This is a genomic window from Streptomyces sp. NPDC058751 (assembly GCF_042746485.1).
Taxonomy (GTDB): domain Bacteria; phylum Actinomycetota; class Actinomycetes; order Streptomycetales; family Streptomycetaceae; genus Streptomyces.
In genome coordinates this window covers 40,480-61,581 of sequence record NZ_JBHYPZ010000053.1, presented here as the reverse complement: position 1 = coordinate 61,581, position 21,102 = coordinate 40,480, and the positions used below count along the sequence as shown (strand labels likewise).

Below are 21,102 nucleotides of genomic sequence, written 5' to 3'. Positions count from 1 at the left end.
GCCCGGTGCGGCGAGTGGGGGTCCCCCCTGCTCGAAGAGCTAGGGGGAGTGCCAGGCGTCGCGAGGCAGGCGGGAATTTGACGACAGGCCCTAGGGCACCGCCTGACCCGGGCGGGGCGGGGGCCGGGGCGGGGCGGGGCGGACACCACGCCCGGCCCGGCCCCCGTCGCACGAGCGGCCGTGGTCATTCCCGGCGCACCGGCACGGCCGCCCGCGCGGTCCGGCCGGAGTCGCCCGAACGGGGGCGCGCGCCGGCGCGGCGTCCGGCGAGTTCGAACGCGGCGAGCACGACACGCGCCTGGTACTCGACCTGGCGCGCGACCGGGATCCAGCGTGCTCCGCAGCCGTCGCGGTAGTCGGCGCACCACGTGTCGATCAGCCGGTCGAGCTCGGGCAGCGCCTCGCCCGGGTCCTGTCCGGAGGCGGTGACCAGTTGGTGCAGCAGCCCGGCCGTGCGCAGCGCGACCCGGCGCCCGGCCAGGCGCAGCGCGGTCAGCCGGGCGGTGTCCAGCGGCGGCAGGGGGCGCGCCCCGGCGTCGCGGACGTCGGGGTCCCAGGAGTCGGCGATTCCGGGGCCGACCAGTAAATAGTCGTCGACGGGCGCGAGCAGGCACGTCACGTCCGGCGAGCTGCCGAGGCCTGGCCGCACCCGGGCAAGGACGTCCCCCAGGACCCTCGTGTCGTGCCGCAGCGTGCGGCTGACGGAGCGCAGCACCGCGTCGGGATCGTCGGGGCGCGCCCGGTCCTCGACGGCGTCGACACCCCACATGGGTGCCTCGACGATCGCGGTGACCGTGCCGTACGGCTGGGGGTGGAACCAGGTGGAGTCGACCGCGGCCTCCGTGATGGCGGCGGCCAGGTCTCCCCGGTGCGGCGGCGGGACGCGGTAGACGGCGGGGCCGAGCGCCGGCCAGTACAGGGTGTCGTAGGGGCCGAGTTCGCGGGGGATGCCGAGGCGGGCCGCGCTGTGCGCGACACGCTGGGAGAGGCCGGGCAGGTCGCGGGTGAGCTCGACGAACGCGCCGCCGACGTCGACGCCGTGCAGGGAGCACTGGAGGAACGGCTTCAGCTCGTCCTGGAGGGCGAGCAGGACGCGGGTCTCCGGCAGGGCGGCGCCGTCCGGGCCGTCGGGCAGCCATTCCGGCTGTTCGAGGAACCCGGGCCGGAAGAAGTGCCGGAAGTAGTGGCCGAGCGTGTAAGGGCCCTGGAGCCAGGCCTCGTTGCGGCGGGAACCGTCGGGGTCGAGGCAGAGCAGCAGGTTCCAGGTGGCGTCCGCGTCCTCGGTGAGGCGGGGGTCGGCGAGCGCCCGTTCGGCCAGCCTGAGGACGGTCGCGCCGCCGACGGGTTCGTTGGCGTGCGGTCCGGCGACGACGAGGACCTGACGGCGGCCGTGTCCGACGGACAGGAGCAGCATCGGCGTGCCGGCCCGGGAGGTGCCCACGCGGCGCAGCCGGGCGTCGTCGGGGCGCCGGGCGACGAGCGCGGCGGCGCGGACGCCGAGTTCGTCGACGGTCGGGTAGCGGCGGAGTGGCGGCAGAGCACACCTCCACTCGTACGGTGCCGTCGTTTCACCAGATGTACATGAAGTACACACAGTCAGGCACGACTCGTGGGTTACGTCAACACCGCCGGGGCGGAAGGACGTTGTGCGGGCGAGGGGTCCGGGCCGGGCGGTTCAGGCCGAGGCGAGGCGGAACAGCATGTGGCCGAAGCCGATCTGGTCGCCGTCCTTCACCACGGACGCGCCGATGACACGCCGTCCGTTGACGGTCGTGCCGTTGGTCGACCCGAGGTCGCGGAGCACCCACACGCCGCCCTGGCGGCGCAGTTCGGCGTGCACCCGGGACACCGTCTCGTGGTTCAGGCGCAGCCCGCTGGCCGGGTCGCGGCCGATGCGCAGGGGGTGGGCGTCGCCCGGATCGGGCAGTTGCAGCTTGGGCAGCCGCTCGGCCTGCCAGGCCCGGCGCAGCCGGACCGTGAAGCCGGAGACGGCCTCCACGGTGCCGAACACCGCCTTCGACCAGCGCCGCCCGACGGGCCCGTCGCCATCGGGCAGGTCGGCGGTGAGCACGGCGAGTTCCTCGGACCGGCGGGCGGACAGGACCAGCTCCATGCGGCGGACGAACGTGTCGTGCGAAAGACGGCCGAGCGCGACGCCGTCACGGAGCGACTTGAGCGCCCGGTCGCGCTCCGCGTCGGACAGCCGCGCGGGATACAGGGGAAACTCGAAGGACGACGTCACGCTCGTGATTGTCGGACAGTAACGACGGGGTGTCCAGAAGACCCGGAAACGGCTGGTGGGGCCGGGTGCGGCCGTTCGCACCACCAAAGGGCGACGAACACGCGGCAAAAGGGTGGATCCGAAAGCGAATTGATCTCTTTTGCCGCACCATGGACGGGCTGGGTCACTGCGAGCCGACAAGGGGGAAGCGTCCATGCGATTCGAGGTGTGGGCACCACGGGCCGACCGGATGACGCTCCATTGCGACGGTGTCACGCGCGCGTTGGACCGCGATCCCGTGCGTGCCGGATGGTGGACGGGCGAGGCGGAGGCGGCGGAGGGGACCCGGTACGGGTTCGCGGTGGACGACGGTCCGGTCCTGCCCGATCCCCGCTCGCGCCGCCAGCCGGACGGACCGGACGGGCCGAGCGCGGTGGTCGACCACCGGGGGTATGCGTGGCGCGCCGACTGGCCCGGGCGGGCGCTGCCGGGCGCGGTCCTCTACGAACTGCACGTGGGGACGTACACCCCCGGGGGCACCCTGGACGCGGCGGCGGAGCGGCTCGGACACCTCGTGGAACTGGGCGTCACCCACGTCGAGTTGATGCCGCTGTGCCCGTTCCCCGGACGGCACGGCTGGGGGTACGAGGGTGTCTCCCCGTGGGCCGTGCACGAGCCGTACGGCGGCCCCGAGGCGCTGAAGCGCTTCGTGGACCGGGCGCACGGACTGGGCCTGGGGGTCGTCCTCGACGTCGTGCACAACCACCTGGGGCCGTCCGGCAACCATCTGCCGTCGTTCGGGCCCTACTTCACGGACACCCACCAGACGCCCTGGGGTTCCGCGGTGAACCTCGACGCGCCCGGCTCGGACGAGGTGCGGGCGTACCTCGTGGACAGCGCGCTGGCCTGGCTGCGTGACTACCGGCTCGACGGGCTGCGTCTCGACGCGGTGCACGCGCTGCGGGACACCCGGGCGGTGCACTTCCTGGAGGAGCTGTCGGCGGCCGTGGACGCGCTCGCCGGCGAACTGGGCCGGCCGCTCTTCCTGATCGCCGAGTCGGATCTCAACGACCCGCGGCTCATCACCTCCCGCGAGGAGGGCGGCCTCGGGCTGCACGCCCAGTGGAACGACGACTTCCACCACGCGCTGCACACCACGCTGACCGGCGAGGCGCAGGGCTACTACGCGGACTTCGCCGAGCCCCCGCTCGCCGCGCTGTGCAAGACGCTGACGTCGGGTTTCTTCCACAACGGCACCTGGTCCAGCTTCCGCGGCCGGCATCACGGCCGTCCGCTCGACCGCTCGCGGATCTCGGCGCAGCGGCTGCTCGGCTACACGCAGACCCACGATCAGATCGGCAACCGCGCCCAGGGGGACCGGCTGTCGGCGGTCCTCTCCCCCGGGCTGCTGGCCTGCGCCGCCGCGCTGACGCTCACGGCGCCGTTCACGCCGATGCTCTTCATGGGCGAGGAGTGGGGGGCCACGACACCCTGGCAGTTCTTCACCGACCACACCGATCCCGAGCTCGCGGACGCCGTGCGGCGAGGCAGGCGGCGGGAGTTCGCGGCGCACGGCTGGGCCGAGGAGGACGTGCCCGACCCGCAGGACCCGGCGACCCGGGACCGCTCCTGTCTCGACTGGGCGGAACCCGAACGGGCCCCGCACGCGCGGCTGCTGGCCTGGTACCGCGAGCTGATCGCCCTGCGCCGGAGCCAGGCCGACCTGTCGGACCCCGATCTCGCGGCGGTCAGGGTCGCCCACGATCCGGCGGCCCGCTGGGTCGCCGTCCGGCGCGGGGACGTCCGGGTCGCGGTGAACCTCGGCGAGGACCCGGCGGCGATCCCCCTCGGCATCCGCCGTGCGCGCGTCCTCGCGGCCTGGGACCCGGTCGAGGCGCCGGGCGCGGACGGGGTGCTGAACGTGCCGGGCGAATCGTGCGTGGTGCTGGCCCAGGGGTGAGGGCCGGTCCGCCTACGGCGCCTCGTCCTGCGCGTCCCGCAGGTCCGTGACCCGCTCCAGCAGGATCGACTCCCAGGCGCGCGCCAACCGGGCTTCCAGGAGGGGCAGTTGTCCGGTGCCGGGGCCCTTGTGGTGGTCGGCGAGCCGGATGACGGCGTCACAGCGGGCGAGCCACAGGCCGCGCAGACAGGGGCGGGCGCCGTAGTCGGCGAGGGTGGCGGCGCGTACGGCCGCGGGGGCGCCGACCGCGAGGGCCAGTCCCGCGATGTCCTCGGCCGGGTCCCCGGTCACCGCGCCGGTCCAGTCGAGGACGCCGCGCACCCGGCCGTCGGGGCTGATCACGAGGTGTTCGCCGAGGAGTCCGTGGTGCACGAGGACGGCGGGGCCGGTCTGCGCGCCGAGCTGGGCCGCCGCCGGGGCGGCGAGCTGGTCGAGGCGGGCGGGGTCGAACTCCTCCGCGGGAAGCCGTCCGGCGGCCCGTACCGCGGCGGCCCGCAGGGCTTCCAGGGAGCGCTGCGGGGCCCGCGGCACCCCCAGGGTCTCGGCCTGCCGTACGGGGACCTCGCGCAGCCCGGTCAGCAGGTCGGCCAGGTCGGCCTCGCCGAGTGCCGAGACCGCCTGCCGCTCTCCGGAGACGCCGGGCACCCTGGTGTCCAGGGTGTAGGCCAGTCCGCCCTCCCACTCGCCCTGCGCGACGCTCATGGGAACGGTGCCCCCGACGAAGGGGCGGACCAGATCGCGCAGCCGCAGCTCGCGCCGTTGCCGCAGGGACGCCTCGCGGTCCGGGGCGAGCCGCAGCACATGGCGCCGGCCCACCCACCAGGTGAAGTGCCCGCCCCGCTCGCGGACGGGCCGCACGTCCGGTCCCGGACCGGGCGCGGTGCCGTCGGAGAGCAGGGTGCGGACCAGCCGGCGGACCGCGTCCGGGGTCGGTTCCGGGGCGGGTTCCGGTGCGGGTTCCGGTGTCCGGTTCATGGTCGCGCCCTTGTCGTCCGGGTGCGGGTGCGGCGCGGCGGCCGCTCGGTCGGTGCGCGCACGTCAGTCGACGATCACCATCTCGCGGGAGGTGTCGTTGAGCCGGCGTCCGCCGTCCTCGGTCACCGTGACGATGTCCTCGATCCGGACGCCGAAGCGGCCCGGCAGATAGATGCCCGGCTCCACCGAGAAGCACATGCCGGGAACCAGGGGCTGTTCCTCACCCTCCACCATGTAGGGCGGTTCGTGGGTGGTGACGCCGATGCCGTGCCCGGTGCGGTGGATGAAGTACTCGCCGTACCCGGCGTCCTCGATGACGGCGCGCGCGGCGCGGTCGATGTCCTGGCAGGCGGCCCCGGGCCGCACGGCGCGGAAGCCGGCCTCCTGGGCCTCGCGCACGATGTCGTGGACCTTGCGCTCCTCGTCGTCCGGTTCGCCGACGTGGACCGTGCGGGAGGTGTCGGAGCCGTAGCCGTCCTTGAGGCCGCCGAAGTCCAGGACCACCATGTCGCCGGCCTCGATCACGCGCTCGTCGGCCTCGTGGTGCGGGTTGGCGCCGTTGGGGCCCGAGGCGACGATGGTGAAGTCCACCTGGGAGTGTCCGAACCGGCGCAGCAGGTCGGCGAGGTCCTTCGACACCTCCGACTCCCTGCGGTCCGCGAACCGGACCTTGCGGATCTCCTCGAACGCCTCGTCCGCGGCGGCCCCGGCGGAGGCGAGCCTCTCCAGCTCGGCCGCGTCCTTGACCGCCCTGAGCATCGGCAGGACCTCGGTCAGGGCCGAGTAGCGGGTCGCGGGGAGCCGCTTCTGAAGACCCAGCAGGTGCAGGGCCCAGCCGTTGTCGCTGATGCCGAAGCGGCCGGCGCGGCCCATGAGGGGTTCGGCGGCCGCGTAGGGGTCCGTGCCGTCGGCCCAGTCGTGCAGGGTCAGCGCGGGCGCGCCGGCCGACTTGGCCGCGTCGGGCGCCTCCAGGACGGGCACGACGAGGGCGGGGTCCTGTCCCGCGCGCAGCACCAGCAGGGTGAGCCGCTCGGTCTCCACCGGGCGGTACCCGGTCAGCCACACCAGGTCGGGCCCCGGCGCGACCAGGACGCCGTCGAGCCCGGCGTCGGACGCGGCCTCGGCGGCGCGCCGCATACGGGCCTCGTAGTCGGCGGCGGTGAAGGGCGCGGGTGTGGCGGCGGTCATCCATGCCTCCGTGTGTGCGGAGTTCCCCGGGGGGCTACGGCAGCATCCTGCCCCTCCGGTGGGGTGTGCGCGAGCCGGTGGCGCCCGGCCCCGGTCAGCCCTCCAGGGCGAGGCGGGCTCCCAGGAGCAGCAGGACGCCTCCGGAGACCTGTTCCAGGCGCCGGCGCACGCCCGCCCGGGACAGGACGGTCCTCATCCGGCCGACGAACCACACGTACACGCCGTAGTACCCCACCTCGTAGACCGCCCAGAGCGCGGCGAGGCCGAGCATGGCGGGCAGGTGCGGGACGCCCTCGGGCACGAACTGCGGCAGGAACGACATCGCGAAGACGGCCGCCTTCGGATTGGCGAGGTTGAGCAGCAGGCCGCCCCGGTAGGACGCCCAGGCGCTCTTCTCCGCGCCCTCCCAACCGCCGTCGGCGGTCCCCCCGGAGCGGCGTGCCTGCCACAGCGTCTGGACGCCGAAGCCGACGAGCACGACGGCGCCGACGACGCGCATGACGCCGTACGCCATCTCGGAGGCGGCGAGCAGGGCGGTGAGGCCGAACGCGGCGACGGCGCCCCACAGGAAGACGCCCGTCTCGTTGCCGAGCACGGTCATGAAGCCCGAGCGCCTGCTGCCCAGCGACCGCTTGATGATCAGGACGGTGCTCGGTCCGGGCGAGGCGGCGATCAGGGTGCAGGCGCCGAGGAAGGCGACGAGGGTGCTCAGCATGCGGCCATCGTGACGGGCCGCGGCTCCGTTGACCAGCCCCTTTTCCCGGGATCCGGTGGGCCGGACCGCGCATCCGCGCCGGGGCCGGGCCGGGGCGGCTCAGGTCGCGGTGCCCGGGACGGCGGACAGGTGTGCGCGGCCGCCGTCGACGTGGCGCACGCGCAGGGTGACCTCCCTGCCCGGTGTCGCGTCCGCCACCGCCCGGGCGAGGCCGGCGGCCGAGGTGATCCCGGTGCCGTCGAGGGCGAGCAGGACGTCGCCGCGCACCAGGCCCGCCGTGTAGCCGGGACCGGGCAGGTGCACCCCCACGATCAGCGCGCCCCCGCCGCCGGGGGCGTCGACCGCCTCGACCCCGAGGGTCCCCCGCACGGACTGCCGCCCGGCCTCCCCCGGCGGGACCGGGCCGTCGCCCGGCTCCGCCGTGGCCGTGGCGGCCCGCGGCGCGTCGGACCCGTCGGCCCGCGGCGCCCCGGAACCACCGGTCCTCCGGGCTTCGGCCCCACCGTCCCGCGCCCCTCCGGCAGGCTCTCGGGAACCGCCCGGCCCGGGTGCCTCGGAGACGGCGGACGGCTGCCGTGACCGCCCGTCCATGTCGGCCTGCCCCCGTGGGTACGCCGGTCCGCCCGCACCGATCACGCTCGTGCCGATCACGCTCGCGCCCACCGCGCCGAGCCCCACGCCGGACAGGACGAGGACGGCTCCGGCCGACAGCACGGCCGACACGGTGAGCAGCCGCCTCCCGCGCCGCCGCGCCGGGCGCGGGCGCCGGTCCCCGCCGGGCGGACGGGGGCCGTCGGGCGGACGGGAGCCGCCGCCCGGATCCCGGCCGGGCATCGGCTTGGGGCGCAACGCGGTCTGTTCCATGAGTCGCCTCCGGCAGATGTTCTACGGACCGCCTTCGACTCTTGCCCTACCCCTCGCCCCGGCGCGCGACGATCCCCGAACGAGTGAGACTGACGCGCCCGTTCCCCGGACGGGTGAGACCGGCGCGCCCGTTCCCCGGACGGGCGCGTCCTCCCTCCCCGTCCTGGAGGAGGGCCGGACGAGGGCCTGACGAGGGCCGGGCCCCGTGTCGGTGGCGGCTGTTACGTTCTGCGGCATGAGCGATCACGCCCTGCGGCTCCTCCGCGCGACCCCGCGCCTGGCCCGGCTGGCGGCCTTCCCCTTCGGCTTCGACCTGGACCGCGCCGACCACTGCGAGGACGTCCGGCTCGCCTCGGGAGGCCCGCTGGAGCCGGTGGCGGGCGACGACACCGGGGGCACGTACTTCGTGGGCGCGGACGGTTCGGTGCTGTACGCCGACTCCGAGGGCTCGGCCGGGATCATCGGCGACAGCGTGGACGGGGCGCTGGAGATGATGATCGGACTGCCCGGCTGGCACGACCTCCTGCACCTGACTCCCGCCGACGGCCCGGAGGCGATCCTCGCCGCGGTCGCCGGGACCGAGGAGGAGATCCGCGAGAACTACGGGATCGACGACGAGCGCGCCGAACTCCGTGCGGCGCTGGGACTGCCCGGGCGTTCCCCGGTGGAACTGGTCGGCATGCTGCACGCGGCCCTGATGCGCACCGAGCCGGACTTCCTGCTGATCGACGCGGAGGAGGGCGGGGCCTACGGACTGCTGGACGACCACCCCCGCGCACCCCTGTGGGAGACCGTCCTCGGGCAGGGCAGGGCCGACCTCGCCCTGCTGCGGCAGGGCACCGCCTGGGACGAGGTGGCCCGCGACCGGGTCCGCCGGGCACTCGCGCTGCGCGCCGCCCAGTACGACCGGCAGGGCACCGACCTGCCCCTGCTGCGCCACCTCCTCGCGCACGAGGCGGAGGCCTCGATGACCGACGAACTGCGGCTCGCCGCCGTCCTCGTGGGACTGCACGGCCTGCCCGAGGACCTCCCGCTGCTGCACGCGGTCCGCGGGACGACGTACGACACCTGGTGCGGGCTCGGCGGCATACCGGAGGCGGGCGCGAGCGGCGAGGAGCTGCGGGAGTGGGCGCGCGGTCTCGACGACTCGCTCCACGGGACCGATCCGCGTGACGAACCGGAGTTCACCTGGACCGGTCTCGCCCGCGAGCAGGGTATGGACGAGGTGGCGCGCGCGGCGCTGATCCGGCGGCTCGACGACGTCGACCTGCGGGCCCAGGCCCGGGAGTCGGCCAGGTCGGGCATCTCCGAACTGTCGGGACTGGCACGGGAGTTCATGGATCTGGGCGACACGGCACAGGCGCTGCGCGCCCAGCGGCTGCACACCTCGCTCCAGGGCACCGGCAGGCACGGGGTCTCGGCGCTCCTGAGGCTCTCCCAGTTGGAGCGGGAGTCCGGGCGGCCCCGCGAGGCCGCCCGGACCCTGGCGCGGCTCAGGAAGGCGCTCATGGCGGAACCGGGGTCCGGGGGAACGCGGCGGGTGCCCAGCGACTCGCTGGAGCACTGGCGCGGCACGAACCTCGGCGTGTTCATCGTCGACGAGCACCACGAGGTCGCCCGCGCGGCCGCCGCGGACCCGGCTCTCGCGGAGGAGGTCCGCGAGGTCACCGAGGCCGCGGCGGCCCTCCTGGCGGAGCTCTCCGAGGCGGCCCGCCGCAGCGTCCGGCGCTGATTCCCGCACCCGCCGGACCCGGGACCGCGGAAGAACGGGACGGGCCGCGCCCTCCGCTCCCGTCAGAGCGGGACGGGCTGCGCCCTTCTGGCCACGGGCACCACGGGCACCCGGTCCGGCACGAAGCCGTGGGTGCGCCGGGCCAGGTCCGCCGCGCCGTAGCGGCGGCAGTCCTGGTGCCACTTCAGGATTCCGGCCAGCCAGTTCTCCAGCTCCGCCACATAGCCCCGCATGACCTCCCGCGCTTCCTCCGAGAGCTCGAAGTCGTCGTACAGGATGGGCAGTTCGTGGGCGGCGACGTGCTGGAACTGCTCCATGCGACGGGTCATCAGGTCATGGACGACGCCGAGCGCGGTCGGGTAGTCGCAGCCGAAGAAGTTCTGCACGACGAGGATGCCGTTGTGGATCTCCCCCTCGTACTCGATCTCCTTCTGGTACGAGAAGACGTCGTTCAGGAGCATCGCGTAGTCCATGGCCGCGTTCTCCAGGGACCGGACGGGGCCGCTGCGGTAGACCTCGGGCGGGACCGTCCGGCCGTGTCCGAGGCGGCACAGGCTCATGGTGAGCTCGGAGCCGAACGTGGCCCGGCGCATCTCCAGGTAGTCGACCGGGTCCGGGATGCGGTTCTGCGTCTGGTTGGACAGCTCCCACAGCCAGCTCTCCGTCATCACGTCCACCGCCGCGCGCAGGGTGCTCCGGGCCCCCGGGGTCATCTCCGCGGTGGTGCGCCGCCACAGGTCGGTCAGTCCCCGCTCCATGCCGTTGACCGGGACGGGCGTCTCCTCGCCGTCGACGGGCATGCAGGCGGACAGCCGCGCGGTGGCCGACCTGGCGGCCGCCAGGTCGCGGCGGTTGCCGAAGTACAGCGGGTAGTAGTCGTCGCCGTAGGTGCCCCAGGCCAGCCACTGCGAGCTGAGGTCGAGGGCGCCGGGTGTCGCGTCGGGGTGGATGCCGGCGGCGCAGAGCGGCAGGTCGTAGGCGGTGAGCTTGTCCTCGTCCCAGACGCCCTCCTGGAGCATGCCCATGGTGTGCATCCAGGTGCCGAGGCGGTCGCGGGCGCCCGCGAGGTGCGGGCTGAGGGTGACCTCGAAGGGCATGTGGAAGTCGGGGAGCCTGGAGGGACCGACCTTCTGGAACGGCACGTGGGTGTACGCGCGCAGCCGCTCCGCCCCGGCCGCGGAGAGCAGCGCCCCGACGTCCGCGGCGGACGTCCCGAACCCGCCCGTGCCGAAGGGCCGCGCCTTCTCGACGGCTCCCTCGTTCATGTAGCGGCTGGAGCGCATGTGCCATTCGTGTCCGCCGGACTGCCAGTCCTGGAGGCCCCGCGTGTACGCGGCGACGGCGCCGGTCTCCGCCGCGGTCAGTCCCTTCTCCACGGCCAGGGCGGGCACTTCGGTGAGCGACGTGTGCTCGAACTGGTGGAGCCGTGAGGTGAGCACGTCGTTGACGGTCTCGGCGGCCTGCTGGGTCGTGCAGCCGAAGAACGTCTCCAGGACGAGGACGCCGTTGCTGAGCTCGCCCTCGTCCTCGACCTCGCGCTGGTAGGAGAAGAGGTCGTTGCGCAGGTGGACCCCGTCGGAGAACGTCTCCATCAGGACGCGCAGCGGCCTCGACTCCGCGACGGACGCGGGCACTTCGCAGGTCGCGTACTCGACGAGCCCCGCCGACCAGGGGGCCCCGCCCACCTTGCGGCGCATCTCGATGTACTCGACGGGGTTGGCGATCCGCCCCTCGTCGATGTTGGACAGCTCCCACATCGACTCGTTGAGCAGGTGCTCGGTGGACACGGCGAACCGTCTGCGCCACCCCGTGGACATCGAGGGCACCGTGCGGGCCCACAGGTCGGCGAGTCCCGCCTCGACGGGGTTCTCCGGTTCGGGGACGGGGGTGGACAGGTCGAGCGGCATGAAGAGCGGGAGCCGGTCCAGGTAGGCCTTGCCGCCGGCGCGGTCCTGGGTGCGCTTGAAGGTCTCCAGGAAGTGGTCGTCGAAGAAGAACACCCACACGTACCAGTCGGTGATGAGGGAGAGGGCCGGTCCGTCGCAGTCGGGGTGGGTGTAGGCGCACAGCAGGCCGTAGTCGTGGGCGTCGAGGTCGGACTGCTCCCAGATGCCCGAGCCTTCGAGCATGCCCATGTCGCGGGCCCATCCGACCGAGTGCGCCCGCGCCTCGTCCAGGTGCGGGTTCAGCCGGGCGGTGTACGGCATGTAGAAGTGCGGGAGGCGGAACGGCTGCGTCATGGCCGGGCCCTACCCAGGGCTCCGCGCGCACATCCGCAGGCCAGGGCATGATCACACCATCGCGTGAACCGGGCCGAAAACCGCCCGCGAAGGGCTCCTCGTCCGCTCGGAGCCGGCCACTCGAAGCCGTCCGCCCGAAACCGTCCCGCGGCCCCGCCGGCCGGTGGTCAGCCGCGTCTCGCCTGGATCAGCGCGTGGGTTCCGCCGGTGCGCCAGCCGTGGCCCTCGGCGGCGTCGAGGGCCGATTCGACGGCGGGGGCCAGTCCGACGACGACATCGGACTTGAGGGTCCGCAGCGCGGCCACCGCGCCGGGGAAGTGTGCGGTGGCGTCGGCGAACGGGGTGGTGGCGGGGTGGAGCCGGTCGCCGATGAGCCGGCGGTAGTTCAGGTCGCCTTTCAACAACGTCACGTCGGCCGCGGCGAACTCCCGTCGCAGGTCGTCGGGGAGTCCGGCGTACGGCAGCGGGCCGCAGGCGAAGGGGTGCGTGCGGACGGTGAGTCGGCCCTCGGACAGTGCCGCCCAGAGCCGGTTCCCGGCCTCGCCGGCCGCGCCCTTCGCGGCGGTCAGCCGGCGCAGGGCGTCCAGCACGTCCGCCGCCGTGGCGTCGGACACGTAGTACGGATACGGCTTCACGTGCAGGACGGCCCGCCCGATCCGGCCGTGCCGGAGCAGATGGTCGACGAGGAGGAGGTCGGGGACGAGTTCCCGGCCCGCGTTGTCCGTGACCAGGGCGAGGGTGCCGCCGTCGAACAGGGACCGCAGCACGTCCGAGTCGTCCGCCACGAGGGGGGACCCGGCCGCCGTCCCGCCCCGGGTGCCGTCCAGCCTGAACCCGAGGTCGGCGCGGTTGCCCCACAGGGAGCCGTGCAGCAGCGCCGCCTCCTGTTCCCCGGCCGGCCGGAGCGCGAGGTCGTCCAGCGCGGCGAGTTCCTCGTCGGCCTCCGGGGTGTCGAGCTCGGCGAGTTTGAACGGGCGGAAGGGGTCGATGCCCTGCCAGGGGCCGGGCTCGAAGTAGCCGACGGCTTCGAGGAGTTTGCGGTAGAAGTAACTCTCGGACCACAGGAACGGCAGGTCGAACCAGGACCGGCCGTAGTGCTCCGGGCCGCCCCAGGCGTCCCACCGGCCGCGGTCCGCCGCCGACTCCGCGAGCGGTTCGACGACCCCCTCGGCGCAGCTCTCGAGCAGGGCGTCGAGCGCGTGGCGCTGTTCGGGACCGTACGGGAAGGCGTCCCGCACCTTCCGGATGAGCGCCGGATGCCGCTCGGCCAGCACGCTCCGGGGGAACGAACCGCGTACCGAGCCCACCACCACCGGGGCCTCGTCGGGACCGGCGGCGAAGGGGGCGGGGGCTGCGGGATCGCGCATGCGGCCCACCGTACCGGCTGTGCAGAAGGGGCCGTCCGACGCGGTGCGCGCCGAGCGGCCCCTCCCCCCGTGGAGCCCAGCGTTCGGCCTAGGTCGGTCGGCTTCGAGCTGTCGACCGTCGCGGGTACCGCGCGGCACTGTCCTGGATCCGGGTGCGCGGCTGCCCACGGCGGTCGCGCTGAACGATAGGCGGGCCGGGGAGAGGAGGGATAGCGGGAAAACCCTCGATCCGACCGGTGCCGGGCCCTAGGACCTGACGCGGCACGGTGGTTCCGGTCCGTACGGACCGCGGATCTGAACGGACGGCGCCCCGGATCCGTATCCCCCGGTGTCCCGTGCGAAGAGTGCGTCCCAACTACGCGCGGTGGCGCCCCGCTTCGCCCACGCATCGAGGAGAGCTCCGGATGACCGCCTACCGCACCGCCACCGCGGCCGCCGTCGCCCTGGCGGCGCCGCTGCTGCTCACGACGTGGGCGGCGGGGACCGCGTCGGCGCACGGCGCGCCGACCTCTCCGGTCAGCCGGGCGTACGCGTGCTCGCCCGAGGGCGGCAGCCAGGGCACGGCGGCCTGCCGGGCGGCGATCGCGGCGAACGGCTCGTCGTTCGCGGCGTGGGACAACCTGCGGGTGGGCGGTGTGGGCGGCCGGGACCGTTCGGTGATCCCGGACGGGAAGCTGTGCAGCGGCGGCCTGGCGGCCTACAAGGGGCTCGACCTGGCCCGCGCCGACTTCCCGGCGACGCGCATGACGCCCGGCGCGTCCCTGACCATGAGGTACAGCTCCACGATCCCGCACACGGGGACCTTCAAGCTCTACCTGACCAAGCAGGGCTACAGCCCGACGCGGCCGCTGAAGTGGTCCGACCTGCCGGAGAAGCCGTTCGCCACGGTCACCGACCCCGCGCTGGTCGGCGGCGCCTACCGCATCAACGCGACGCTGCCGTCCGACCGCACCGGCCGCCAGATGCTGTTCACGATCTGGCAGAACTCCAGCACGCCGGACACCTACTACTCGTGCTCGGACGTGGTGTTCTCCGGCGGGAGCGCGGCAGCCGAGCCGGACCGGAAGACCACGGCTCCGGGGACCACCGGGAGCGCTTCCGCCGGCAAGAGCGCCAAGAAGTCCCCCGAGGCGAAGCGTCCGGCGAGCGCGACACCCAGCCCGACGGCCGCCTCCCCGTCCGCCGGAACGCCGTCCCCCGAGGGGAGCCAGGCGGCCGTGCAGGCGGCGGGCCCCGACGATCTGACGCCCGCCGCCGAGAGCACCTCGGGCGGCGGCCCCGCGCTCCCCGTGGTCGCCGCTGGAGCCGGGGCGGCACTGCTGCTGACTGCCGGCGTCGCGGTCGTGCTGCGACGCCGGCAGTGAACCGGTTTCCCGCGGGGGCTAGTTGACGAACACCGCCGGGCTGCCCGCCTGGCTGGTGTCGGTCACGGGGGCGTACTTCGCGGTGAAGTAGCCGTTGCTGAAGCAGAGGGACGAGCCGGAGAACTTGGTGAACTGCTGGCTGGTGAAGCTGAGGCTGTTGTCCGAGTTGTCGGTCGTGCCGGTGAGGCTCGCCGCCCGGTAGACGCAGGTCAGCGTGCCGAGCAGCGAGCGCAGCTTGACCGTGGTCTGGATGGTGGAGCCGGCGGCCGGGGTGACCGTGAGGCTTCCGTCGGAGTTCACCGCGGTGCTGTAGGGCAGGTTGTCGACCGTGATGCTGGTGACGCCGAGGACGCCGACGACGTTGCTGCTGCACGAGGAGGCGTTGAAGGTGTGGCCGGTGAGGGACTCGGTGGCCGTGCCGGGGGACGCCGGGTTGTCGGTGACGGTCGCGGTGAACGTCGACGCGGAACAGGAGACGCCGCTCGTACCGGTGGCGCTGGAGTAGAGCGTGGCGCTGGTGCCGCTCGCCAGCGAGGCGGTGAGGACGTCGCCGACGGCGACGGGGGTTCCTCCGGCACTGCCGGTGGTGAGCACCGCGATGTCGTCCGCGGAGGCGGGGGCGACCGCGGACGCCGAGAGGGCCACGACGGCGCCGGCGAGGGCGAGCAGGGATCGAGTACGCATGTGGGGGTGCCTCTTCTCCGATGGGGGTGCGGGTGCCTGACCGCGCCGGGGCGCGGGGGTGCGGGGTGCGGGTCGAGAAACCGGCGCGGATGTGCGGGGTGGACGTGCGGGGTGGAACGGGCCGCGCGTGACGGCGGGCAGGACGCCGGAGCCCGCCCGCGGGAGCGGTGTGCGGTGCGAGGAGAGACCGCCGCCGGTCCGTGACGCCTTCTCCGTACGTCACGGACCGACGGCGACAGCCGGGCGACCGGCGGGGACCTCGGGGGAAGGTGACCGCGCCGGTGCCACGGGAGAGGGGAGCGACCGGGCGGCGCGCCGTTTCGGCGTACGCGCCGGGGCCGCTCCGGAACACGCCGTGACCGCCCCGCGGAGCGGGGTCCGGGAGGTGACGGGCGCGTCGGCCGACGGATCCGGCGCCACGGATCCGGGAAACAGGGGAAGTTGTAGACCTGATGGGCAGTCAACGTCAATACGCAGTAAGGAAGTTGGAGGTCAGAACGACCCTCCGGCCGGGACGTGTTCACAGGTGGGGCACATCGGGCACGGTTTTCCCACACGCTCCTTGACCGGCGCCTGTAACCCCCGGTAACTTCCTCGAAGGCTACTGCCGCGTAACGAGAAAGCCCTTGCAACCGCCGGGAGGCGCGAGGAGGCGTACGCGGCAGCTGCTGTCCGCGCCAGGACAACGCGCCACTGGAGCCCCACCCGCATCGACACCCGCATCGAACGTGCCCAGGGAGCAGACATGGCCTCGTCCCCGGACGCCACGGCGTCCAACGGTTCCTCGCCCGAGACCCCGGAAAGCGGTTCGGCCGCCGGACAGGGCAGACGCGGGCGGGTCAGGCTGCGCCGCGCCGCCGTGATGGCGGTACCCGCCACCGCGGTCGCCGCGGGGCTGATGATCGCGACGGCCCAGGGCGCCCTCGGTGTCCAGTTCGCCATCTCCGGCATGCCGTTCACGGTCACCGCGACCGAGCTGAACGGCACCGGCTTCGAGCAGTTCGGCGGCCTCGACAACATGGCGGAGGGCAGCCCGAACGCCGGCGACACCGGCGGCCAGGTCCTCGTCGTCACCTCGGCAATCAGGAACGCCACCCTCGACCACCTGTGCCAGAGCGTCGACCTGGGAGGCACGAACCTGCTCATCACGGCCGGCAGCGGGGCGGACAAGGTCCAGGCGACCAACCTGACCACCGACTCCACGGAACTGTCCGGCAACGCCTCCTTCAACAACATCGAGATCGGCAACGACGCCAGCACGCTCACCAAGGCCGGGGTCCAGGGCCCCATAGGCGTGTTCAGCCAGCAGGCCGACACCGTGCGCATCGCGAACCTGCGCCAGACCAACTACGCCACCACGGCCGGGGTGTTCAAGCTCCCGGGCCTCAAGCTCCGCTTCAGCGAACAAGGCTGCTGATGGGTTCCGGGACACGGACGCACGACTCCCGGGACCTGCGGGACGCCTTCCGCCGGTGGCGCGCGCTCCGCCCCTTCTGGGGCGGGCTGCTGCTCGCCCTGGGGGGAGCGGAGATCCTGCTCACCGAGAAGGCGTCGCTGAAGGTCGTCCTGCACATCGGGATGCAGGGCCTGGCGGGCTACCTGCTGCCCGCCGTGATGCTGCTGTGCGGCCTGCTGATCCTCTTCAACCCGGCCCAGCGCCTGTTCTACTCCCTGCTGGGCATCCTGGTGTCGCTCGGCAGCTGGGTCACCTCCAACCTCGGCGGCTTCTTCGTCGGCCTGCTCCTCGGAGCCGTCGGAAGCTGCCTCGCCTTCGGCTGGCTCCCCGACCAGGAGCCGCGCAGGCGGCGGCCGCGCCGCGAGCGCGCCCGAGAAGGGCGGGGCGGCGGGATCCAGCCCCCCACCGGCTTGCCGGCACACCTGGAGAAGCAGTGAATTTCCTCCACGCGCAGGGAAGTTGACGTCGTACGCAGGCGGCACCGCACGTATCCCGGCGGTCCGGCGCGGTCGCGTAGCGTGACGCGCCGTATGCCGAATCGGGTTCGACTGCCGGGAGGTTCCTCATGGGTGATCCGCGTCCTTTGGTGATCGACGCGACCGGACGCGACATCCACGGGGAGGCCGCCCGGATCCGCGAGAGAGGACCGCTGGCCCGGGTGGAGCTCCCCGGGGGCGTCGAGGCCTGGGCGGTGAGCGGCCCCGAGCTGCTGAAGCGGCTGCTCACCGACCCCCGGGTGTCGAAGGACGCGCGGCAGCACTGGCCCCTGCTGGCGAACGGCGCGATCACGCCCGAGTGGCCGCTGTTCACCTGGGTGACCGTGCGGAACATGTTCACGGCGTACGGCGGTGAGCACCGGCGTCTGCGCACCCTGGTCTCCAAGGCGTTCACCGCCCGTCGCACGGCCGCGCTCCAGCCGCGCATCGAGGAGATCACCCGGCAGCTCCTGGACCGCGTGGAGGAGGCCGGACGCGACTCCCGGGTCGTCGACCTGCGCGAGGAGTTCTGCTACCCGCTGCCGATCCAGGTGATCAGCGAGCTGTTCGGACTGCCCGAGGAACGGGGCCCCGAGCTGCGCGAACTGGTGGACCGGCTGTTCGACACCTCCGCCGACCCCGGCGAGATGACGGCAGCCCACGGCCGGTTGCTCACCGTCCTCGCCGAACTCGTCGCCGCCAAGCGGGAGTCGCCCGGCGACGACCTGACGTCCGGGCTCATCGCCGCCCGGGACGACCAGAACGGCACCGCGCTCGACGAGCAGGAACTGCTGGACACCCTGAGCCTCATGGTCAGCGCCGGCCACGAGACGACGGTCAACCTCATCGACAACGCCGTGCACGCCCTGCTCACCCGTCCCGCCCAGCTCGCGCACGTCCGGGAGGGCCGCGCCGACTGGGACGACGTGGTCGAGGAGACCCTGCGGGCGGACGCGCCGGTCGCGAGCCTGCCGCTGCGGTACGCCGTCGAGGACATCGTCCTGTCCGAACTCGGCGGCCCCGAGGGGACCGTGATCGCCGCGGGCGATGCGATCCTCGCGGCCTACGCCGCCGCCGGGCGCGATCCCGGGCGCCACGGCAAGGACGCCGACCAGTTCGACGTGACCCGCCCCGACAAGGAGCACCTCGCCTTCGGCCACGGTGTGCACCGCTGTCTGGGAGCACCGCTCGGCCGGCTGGAGGCCCGGATCGCGCTCCCGGCCCTGTTCGAGCGCTTCCCGGACCTCAGGCTCGCCGTCCCGGAGGAGGAACTGGGGCAGGTCGACTCCTTCATCTCCAACGGCCACCGCTCACTGCCGGTCCGCGTCTCCTAGGCCCCCGGCTCCCTGGTCTCCTGGCCCCCCGGGCCGGGCCGCCGTCCTGCGCACGGGCTGTGTGCATTAGGCTGACACCGCGTGACTTGCCTCACCCGCGCGGGAGTCGATGGTGGCGTTGCCCACGGGGAACTACCTGGTGGAAGCCCGGTCGACGGGCTCGGTGGATCCGGCCGAGCGGACCGACTTCTGGAGCGAGCACATCGGGGCGTACCAGGCCCGGATGGGCTACCGGTACGGCCGTGGCGACGACTTCCGCGGCGAGACGGTCCGCCAGCGCACCGAGGCGTACCAGCTCGTCAGGTTCCGGTCGGACGAGATCGAGTACAGCAGGACCGCGCGCCAGATCCGCGAGGACCCCGACGGGGACTACCGGTTACTGCTGCCGCTGACCGGGGAGATCGTCCTGCGCCAGGACGGCCGGGAGGTCCGGCTGGCGCCGGGGACGGGCGCGCTCGTCTCGTTCGGGTCGCCGTTCCGGTGTCTCCAGGACGCCTCCACCCAGGCGTTCGTCCTCACGATCCCGGCCCGCGAGCTGGACGGGCCGCTGAACCGCAAGTCGCCGCTGGCCACCGGCCTCGACCTGAGCAGGGGCCTCGGCCGGATCGTCCGCTCGATGCTCGACGGCCTGCACGCCGAGCGCGACGACCTCACCGACGCCCAGTTCGACGCCGTGTCCGACCGGGTGGTGGAGCTGCTGTGCATGCTCACCACCGGCGACGACCGCCCCGAGGGGTCCCACCACCTGTCCGACGTGGAGGCGGTGGTACGCCGCCACGTCCGCGAGAACGCCGCCGACCCCGGCCTCACCGGCACGTCCGTGGCCCGTGCCCTCGGATGGTCGCTGCGCCAGGTCCAGCTCGCCCTCCAACACGCGGGCACCACCCCCCGGGACCTGATCCGCGAGGAGCGGCTGCGGCTGGTCCGCGAGCGGCTCCGGTGCGGCGACTACGGGGACCTGACGATCGGCGATCTGGCCCACGCGTCGGGGTTCTCGTCGGCGAGCGCGCTGAGCACCGCCTTCCGGCAGCGCTTCGGGGTGAGCCCGCGCGAGATGCGCAACGGCGTCCGCGGGACGTGACCGCACGCCCGGTCCTCTCCCCCGTACGTCCACCCGCCCCCGCCGTCCGCCCCCTTCCGCCTCGCCCGCGGCCGATCACGTCCTGGGACAATCGGGACAGGACGGGGTCCCTTCCCCGGACGGGATCCCGGTCCGGGACGGGCTGCTGCCTCGGGAGTGGAGATGGATCTGCGGCAGATGGAGGTCGTGGTCGCGGTGGCCGAGGAGGGCGGGTTCACCGCGGCGGCCCAGCGACTGCACGTCGTGCAGTCCGCCGTGTCAAGCTCCGTCCTCGCGCTGGAACGGGAACTGGGCACCTCGCTGTTCGACCGCACCACGCACCGGGTGCTCCTCACCCCCGCGGGCGAGGTCTTCGTCCCCGCGGCGCGCGCCGCCCTGCGGGCGGCGGAACAGGCGCGGGCGACCGTCGACCTGGTCCGGGGACGGCTCCGGGGCCGGATCACCATCGGCACGACGCAGGGCGTCTGGGCCGACCTCCACCGGCCGCTGGCCGCACTGCGGGCCGAGCACCCGGGCGTGGCGGTACGGCTGCGGCAGGCGTCCCTGACCGACATCCGGGACGGACTGCGGGAGGGCGCCGTGGACCTGGCCGTGGTCGCGCTCGACCGGCAGCGGCAGCGCGGACTGGTGACCCGCCTGCTGTCGTACGAGGAGATGGTGCTGGTGTCCGCCCCGCCGCGCGCGCTCGCCGGAACCGGCCCGGACGGCACGGTCACCCTCGCCGAGGCGGCCCGGCTGCCGCTGGTGGACTTCGCGCCGGGCTGGGCGATCCGCCTCTGCGTGGACCGGGCCTTCCGTGCCGCCGGCGTGGGACGGGAGACGGCCTTCGAGGTCGACGACATCGCGGCCGCGGCCGAGCTCGTCCGCAACGACCTGGGCGTCTGCGTCATGCCCGCCTCGGTCGCGGAGCGGTTCCCGGGCCTCAGCACCCACGCGTTCGCACGCCACGCGCCGCACTGGAAGATCATGATGGTCCGCCCCCGGGGCGACGCCCCTCCCGCGGTCGCCGCCCTGCTGCGGCACATGACCTGAGGACGGGCTCCACGCCGACGTCCGGGGTTCTCCGCCGGTCCGGGAGCACCACGGGAACGGCCATCGGGCGCGCGGCCCTCGGCCGGGGAGTCCAGGGCCGCACGTCAGGCCAGCATCGGGGGTGCGCGCGCGTCACGGACGGCGACTCGCCGAGTCCCCGGCGCCGGATCGGCCGGGTGTACGCCGCGGGGCCGGACCGGCGACCGTCGCCGGGGGCGGCGCCGGGGGGCTCCGGCCGTGTCGCTCGCCCGCCGGTCCCCCTTCCACCTCCGGACACCGTGGCGTCACACCGGAGGGGAACGTTTTCCCCGTCCCGTTGCATCGCCTCGGATCCGTCCGTCCGTACCCGGGCGTGACGCGGAAGGACGACGTGCGCCGTGTACCCGCCCCCGCTCGACGGCCTCCCCGCCGCG

At 73.9% G+C, this 21,102-nt stretch carries 17 protein-coding genes; 8 read left to right on the top strand and 9 right to left on the bottom strand.

All coding sequences use genetic code 11. The features are described 5' to 3' along the window. Nucleotides 1-184: 184 nt before the first annotated feature. Together ACFW6B_RS35470 and ACFW6B_RS35465 are read right to left on the bottom strand one after the other, a co-directional pair. Entirely contained in the window at nt 185-1,537 is a 1,353-nt protein-coding gene (locus tag ACFW6B_RS35470; RefSeq protein WP_386602859.1) for a M14 family zinc carboxypeptidase, read from the bottom strand. 138 nt (nt 1,538-1,675) lie between these two features. Beyond that, the gene (locus tag ACFW6B_RS35465; RefSeq protein WP_386602852.1) at nt 1,676-2,242 is read right to left on the bottom strand and encodes an FHA domain-containing protein; all 567 of its coding nucleotides are present in this window, start codon (nt 2,240-2,242) and stop codon (nt 1,676-1,678) included. Nucleotides 2,243-2,435: 193 nt separating this feature from the next. Between ACFW6B_RS35465 and treZ the strand changes: the two genes are divergently transcribed. Then, nucleotides 2,436-4,181, top strand: coding sequence for a malto-oligosyltrehalose trehalohydrolase (gene treZ / locus ACFW6B_RS35460; protein ID WP_386602850.1), 1,746 nt, complete (start codon nt 2,436-2,438; stop codon nt 4,179-4,181). A 12-nt stretch (nt 4,182-4,193) separates the two neighbouring features. Here the strand turns inward: treZ and ACFW6B_RS35455 are convergent, their stop codons facing one another. The 4 genes from ACFW6B_RS35455 to ACFW6B_RS35440 all read right to left on the bottom strand — a co-directional run bounded on the left by ACFW6B_RS35455 (nt 4,194) and on the right by ACFW6B_RS35440 (nt 7,923). Then, nucleotides 4,194-5,156, bottom strand: coding sequence for an aminoglycoside phosphotransferase family protein (locus tag ACFW6B_RS35455; RefSeq protein ID WP_386602848.1), 963 nt, complete (start codon nt 5,154-5,156; stop codon nt 4,194-4,196). 63 nt (nt 5,157-5,219) lie between these two features. After that, entirely contained in the window at nt 5,220-6,344 is a 1,125-nt protein-coding gene (locus ACFW6B_RS35450) for an aminopeptidase P family protein (RefSeq protein WP_386602846.1), read from the bottom strand. 94 nt (nt 6,345-6,438) lie between these two features. After that, on the bottom strand, nt 6,439-7,059 hold the full coding sequence (locus tag ACFW6B_RS35445; protein ID WP_386602844.1) for a LysE family translocator: 621 nt from the start codon (nt 7,057-7,059) through the stop codon (nt 6,439-6,441). Between the two features lie 99 nt (nt 7,060-7,158). Further along, nucleotides 7,159-7,923: a PDZ domain-containing protein gene (locus tag ACFW6B_RS35440; protein WP_386602842.1), complete on the bottom strand. Its 765-nt coding sequence runs from the start codon at nt 7,921-7,923 to the stop codon at nt 7,159-7,161. Between the two features lie 235 nt (nt 7,924-8,158). Here ACFW6B_RS35440 and ACFW6B_RS35435 point away from each other — a divergent pair, with 235 nt between their 5' ends. After that, a complete protein-coding gene (locus ACFW6B_RS35435) occupies nt 8,159-9,655 on the top strand; it encodes a hypothetical protein (RefSeq protein ID WP_386602839.1) in 1,497 nt (498 codons plus the stop codon). Between the two features lie 62 nt (nt 9,656-9,717). On the opposite strand, the gene cyc2 is transcribed toward ACFW6B_RS35435, so the two are convergent. Beyond that, nucleotides 9,718-11,895: a germacradienol/geosmin synthase Cyc2 gene (gene cyc2 / locus ACFW6B_RS35430; protein WP_386602837.1), complete on the bottom strand. Its 2,178-nt coding sequence runs from the start codon at nt 11,893-11,895 to the stop codon at nt 9,718-9,720. Between the two features lie 167 nt (nt 11,896-12,062). Continuing rightward, complete coding sequence (locus ACFW6B_RS35425) at nt 12,063-13,262, bottom strand: damage-control phosphatase ARMT1 family protein (RefSeq protein WP_386602834.1); 1,200 nt, start codon at nt 13,260-13,262, stop codon at nt 12,063-12,065. A gap of 404 nt (nt 13,263-13,666) precedes the next feature. Here ACFW6B_RS35425 and ACFW6B_RS35420 point away from each other — a divergent pair, with 404 nt between their 5' ends. After that, nucleotides 13,667-14,626: a lytic polysaccharide monooxygenase gene (locus ACFW6B_RS35420; RefSeq protein WP_386602832.1), complete on the top strand. Its 960-nt coding sequence runs from the start codon at nt 13,667-13,669 to the stop codon at nt 14,624-14,626. 18 nt (nt 14,627-14,644) lie between these two features. Here the strand turns inward: ACFW6B_RS35420 and ACFW6B_RS35415 are convergent, their stop codons facing one another. Further along, entirely contained in the window at nt 14,645-15,310 is a 666-nt protein-coding gene (locus ACFW6B_RS35415) for a Tat pathway signal sequence domain protein (RefSeq protein WP_386602829.1), read from the bottom strand. A gap of 745 nt (nt 15,311-16,055) precedes the next feature. Between ACFW6B_RS35415 and ACFW6B_RS35410 the strand changes: the two genes are divergently transcribed. The 5 genes from ACFW6B_RS35410 to ACFW6B_RS35390 all read left to right on the top strand — a co-directional run bounded on the left by ACFW6B_RS35410 (nt 16,056) and on the right by ACFW6B_RS35390 (nt 20,689). Continuing rightward, on the top strand, nt 16,056-16,727 hold the full coding sequence (locus tag ACFW6B_RS35410) for a DUF6230 family protein (RefSeq protein ID WP_386602827.1): 672 nt from the start codon (nt 16,056-16,058) through the stop codon (nt 16,725-16,727). Continuing rightward, a complete protein-coding gene (locus ACFW6B_RS35405) occupies nt 16,727-17,203 on the top strand; it encodes a DUF6114 domain-containing protein (protein WP_386602825.1) in 477 nt (158 codons plus the stop codon). The genes ACFW6B_RS35410 and ACFW6B_RS35405 overlap by 1 nt, the downstream gene beginning before the upstream one ends. A 128-nt stretch (nt 17,204-17,331) precedes the next feature. Next, on the top strand, nt 17,332-18,576 hold the full coding sequence (locus ACFW6B_RS35400) for a cytochrome P450 (protein ID WP_386602823.1): 1,245 nt from the start codon (nt 17,332-17,334) through the stop codon (nt 18,574-18,576). Between the two features lie 109 nt (nt 18,577-18,685). Then, nucleotides 18,686-19,657, top strand: a complete 972-nt coding sequence (locus ACFW6B_RS35395; protein ID WP_386602820.1) for a helix-turn-helix domain-containing protein — start codon at nt 18,686-18,688, stop codon at nt 19,655-19,657. 162 nt (nt 19,658-19,819) lie between these two features. Continuing rightward, nucleotides 19,820-20,689: a LysR family transcriptional regulator gene (locus tag ACFW6B_RS35390; RefSeq protein WP_386602818.1), complete on the top strand. Its 870-nt coding sequence runs from the start codon at nt 19,820-19,822 to the stop codon at nt 20,687-20,689. Nucleotides 20,690-21,102 lie beyond the last annotated feature (413 nt).

Excerpts from the sequence above, each read along its gene's own strand:
- treZ (WP_386602850.1), top strand. The coding sequence starts at position 2,436 with ATGCGATTCGAGGTGTGGGCACCACGGGCCGACCGGATGACGCTCCAT.
- ACFW6B_RS35455 (WP_386602848.1), bottom strand. The coding sequence starts at position 5,156 with ATGAACCGGACACCGGAACCCGCACCGGAACCCGCCCCGGAACCGACC.
- ACFW6B_RS35450 (WP_386602846.1), bottom strand. The coding sequence starts at position 6,344 with ATGACCGCCGCCACACCCGCGCCCTTCACCGCCGCCGACTACGAGGCC.
- ACFW6B_RS35445 (WP_386602844.1), bottom strand. The coding sequence starts at position 7,059 with ATGCTGAGCACCCTCGTCGCCTTCCTCGGCGCCTGCACCCTGATCGCC.
- ACFW6B_RS35440 (WP_386602842.1), bottom strand. The coding sequence starts at position 7,923 with ATGGAACAGACCGCGTTGCGCCCCAAGCCGATGCCCGGCCGGGATCCG.
- ACFW6B_RS35435 (WP_386602839.1), top strand. The coding sequence starts at position 8,159 with ATGAGCGATCACGCCCTGCGGCTCCTCCGCGCGACCCCGCGCCTGGCC.
- cyc2 (WP_386602837.1), bottom strand. The coding sequence starts at position 11,895 with ATGACGCAGCCGTTCCGCCTCCCGCACTTCTACATGCCGTACACCGCC.
- ACFW6B_RS35425 (WP_386602834.1), bottom strand. The coding sequence starts at position 13,262 with ATGCGCGATCCCGCAGCCCCCGCCCCCTTCGCCGCCGGTCCCGACGAG.
- ACFW6B_RS35420 (WP_386602832.1), top strand. The coding sequence starts at position 13,667 with ATGACCGCCTACCGCACCGCCACCGCGGCCGCCGTCGCCCTGGCGGCG.
- ACFW6B_RS35415 (WP_386602829.1), bottom strand. The coding sequence starts at position 15,310 with ATGCGTACTCGATCCCTGCTCGCCCTCGCCGGCGCCGTCGTGGCCCTC.
- ACFW6B_RS35410 (WP_386602827.1), top strand. The coding sequence starts at position 16,056 with ATGGCCTCGTCCCCGGACGCCACGGCGTCCAACGGTTCCTCGCCCGAG.
- ACFW6B_RS35405 (WP_386602825.1), top strand. The coding sequence starts at position 16,727 with ATGGGTTCCGGGACACGGACGCACGACTCCCGGGACCTGCGGGACGCC.
- ACFW6B_RS35400 (WP_386602823.1), top strand. The coding sequence starts at position 17,332 with ATGGGTGATCCGCGTCCTTTGGTGATCGACGCGACCGGACGCGACATC.
- ACFW6B_RS35395 (WP_386602820.1), top strand. The coding sequence starts at position 18,686 with ATGGTGGCGTTGCCCACGGGGAACTACCTGGTGGAAGCCCGGTCGACG.
- ACFW6B_RS35390 (WP_386602818.1), top strand. The coding sequence starts at position 19,820 with ATGGATCTGCGGCAGATGGAGGTCGTGGTCGCGGTGGCCGAGGAGGGC.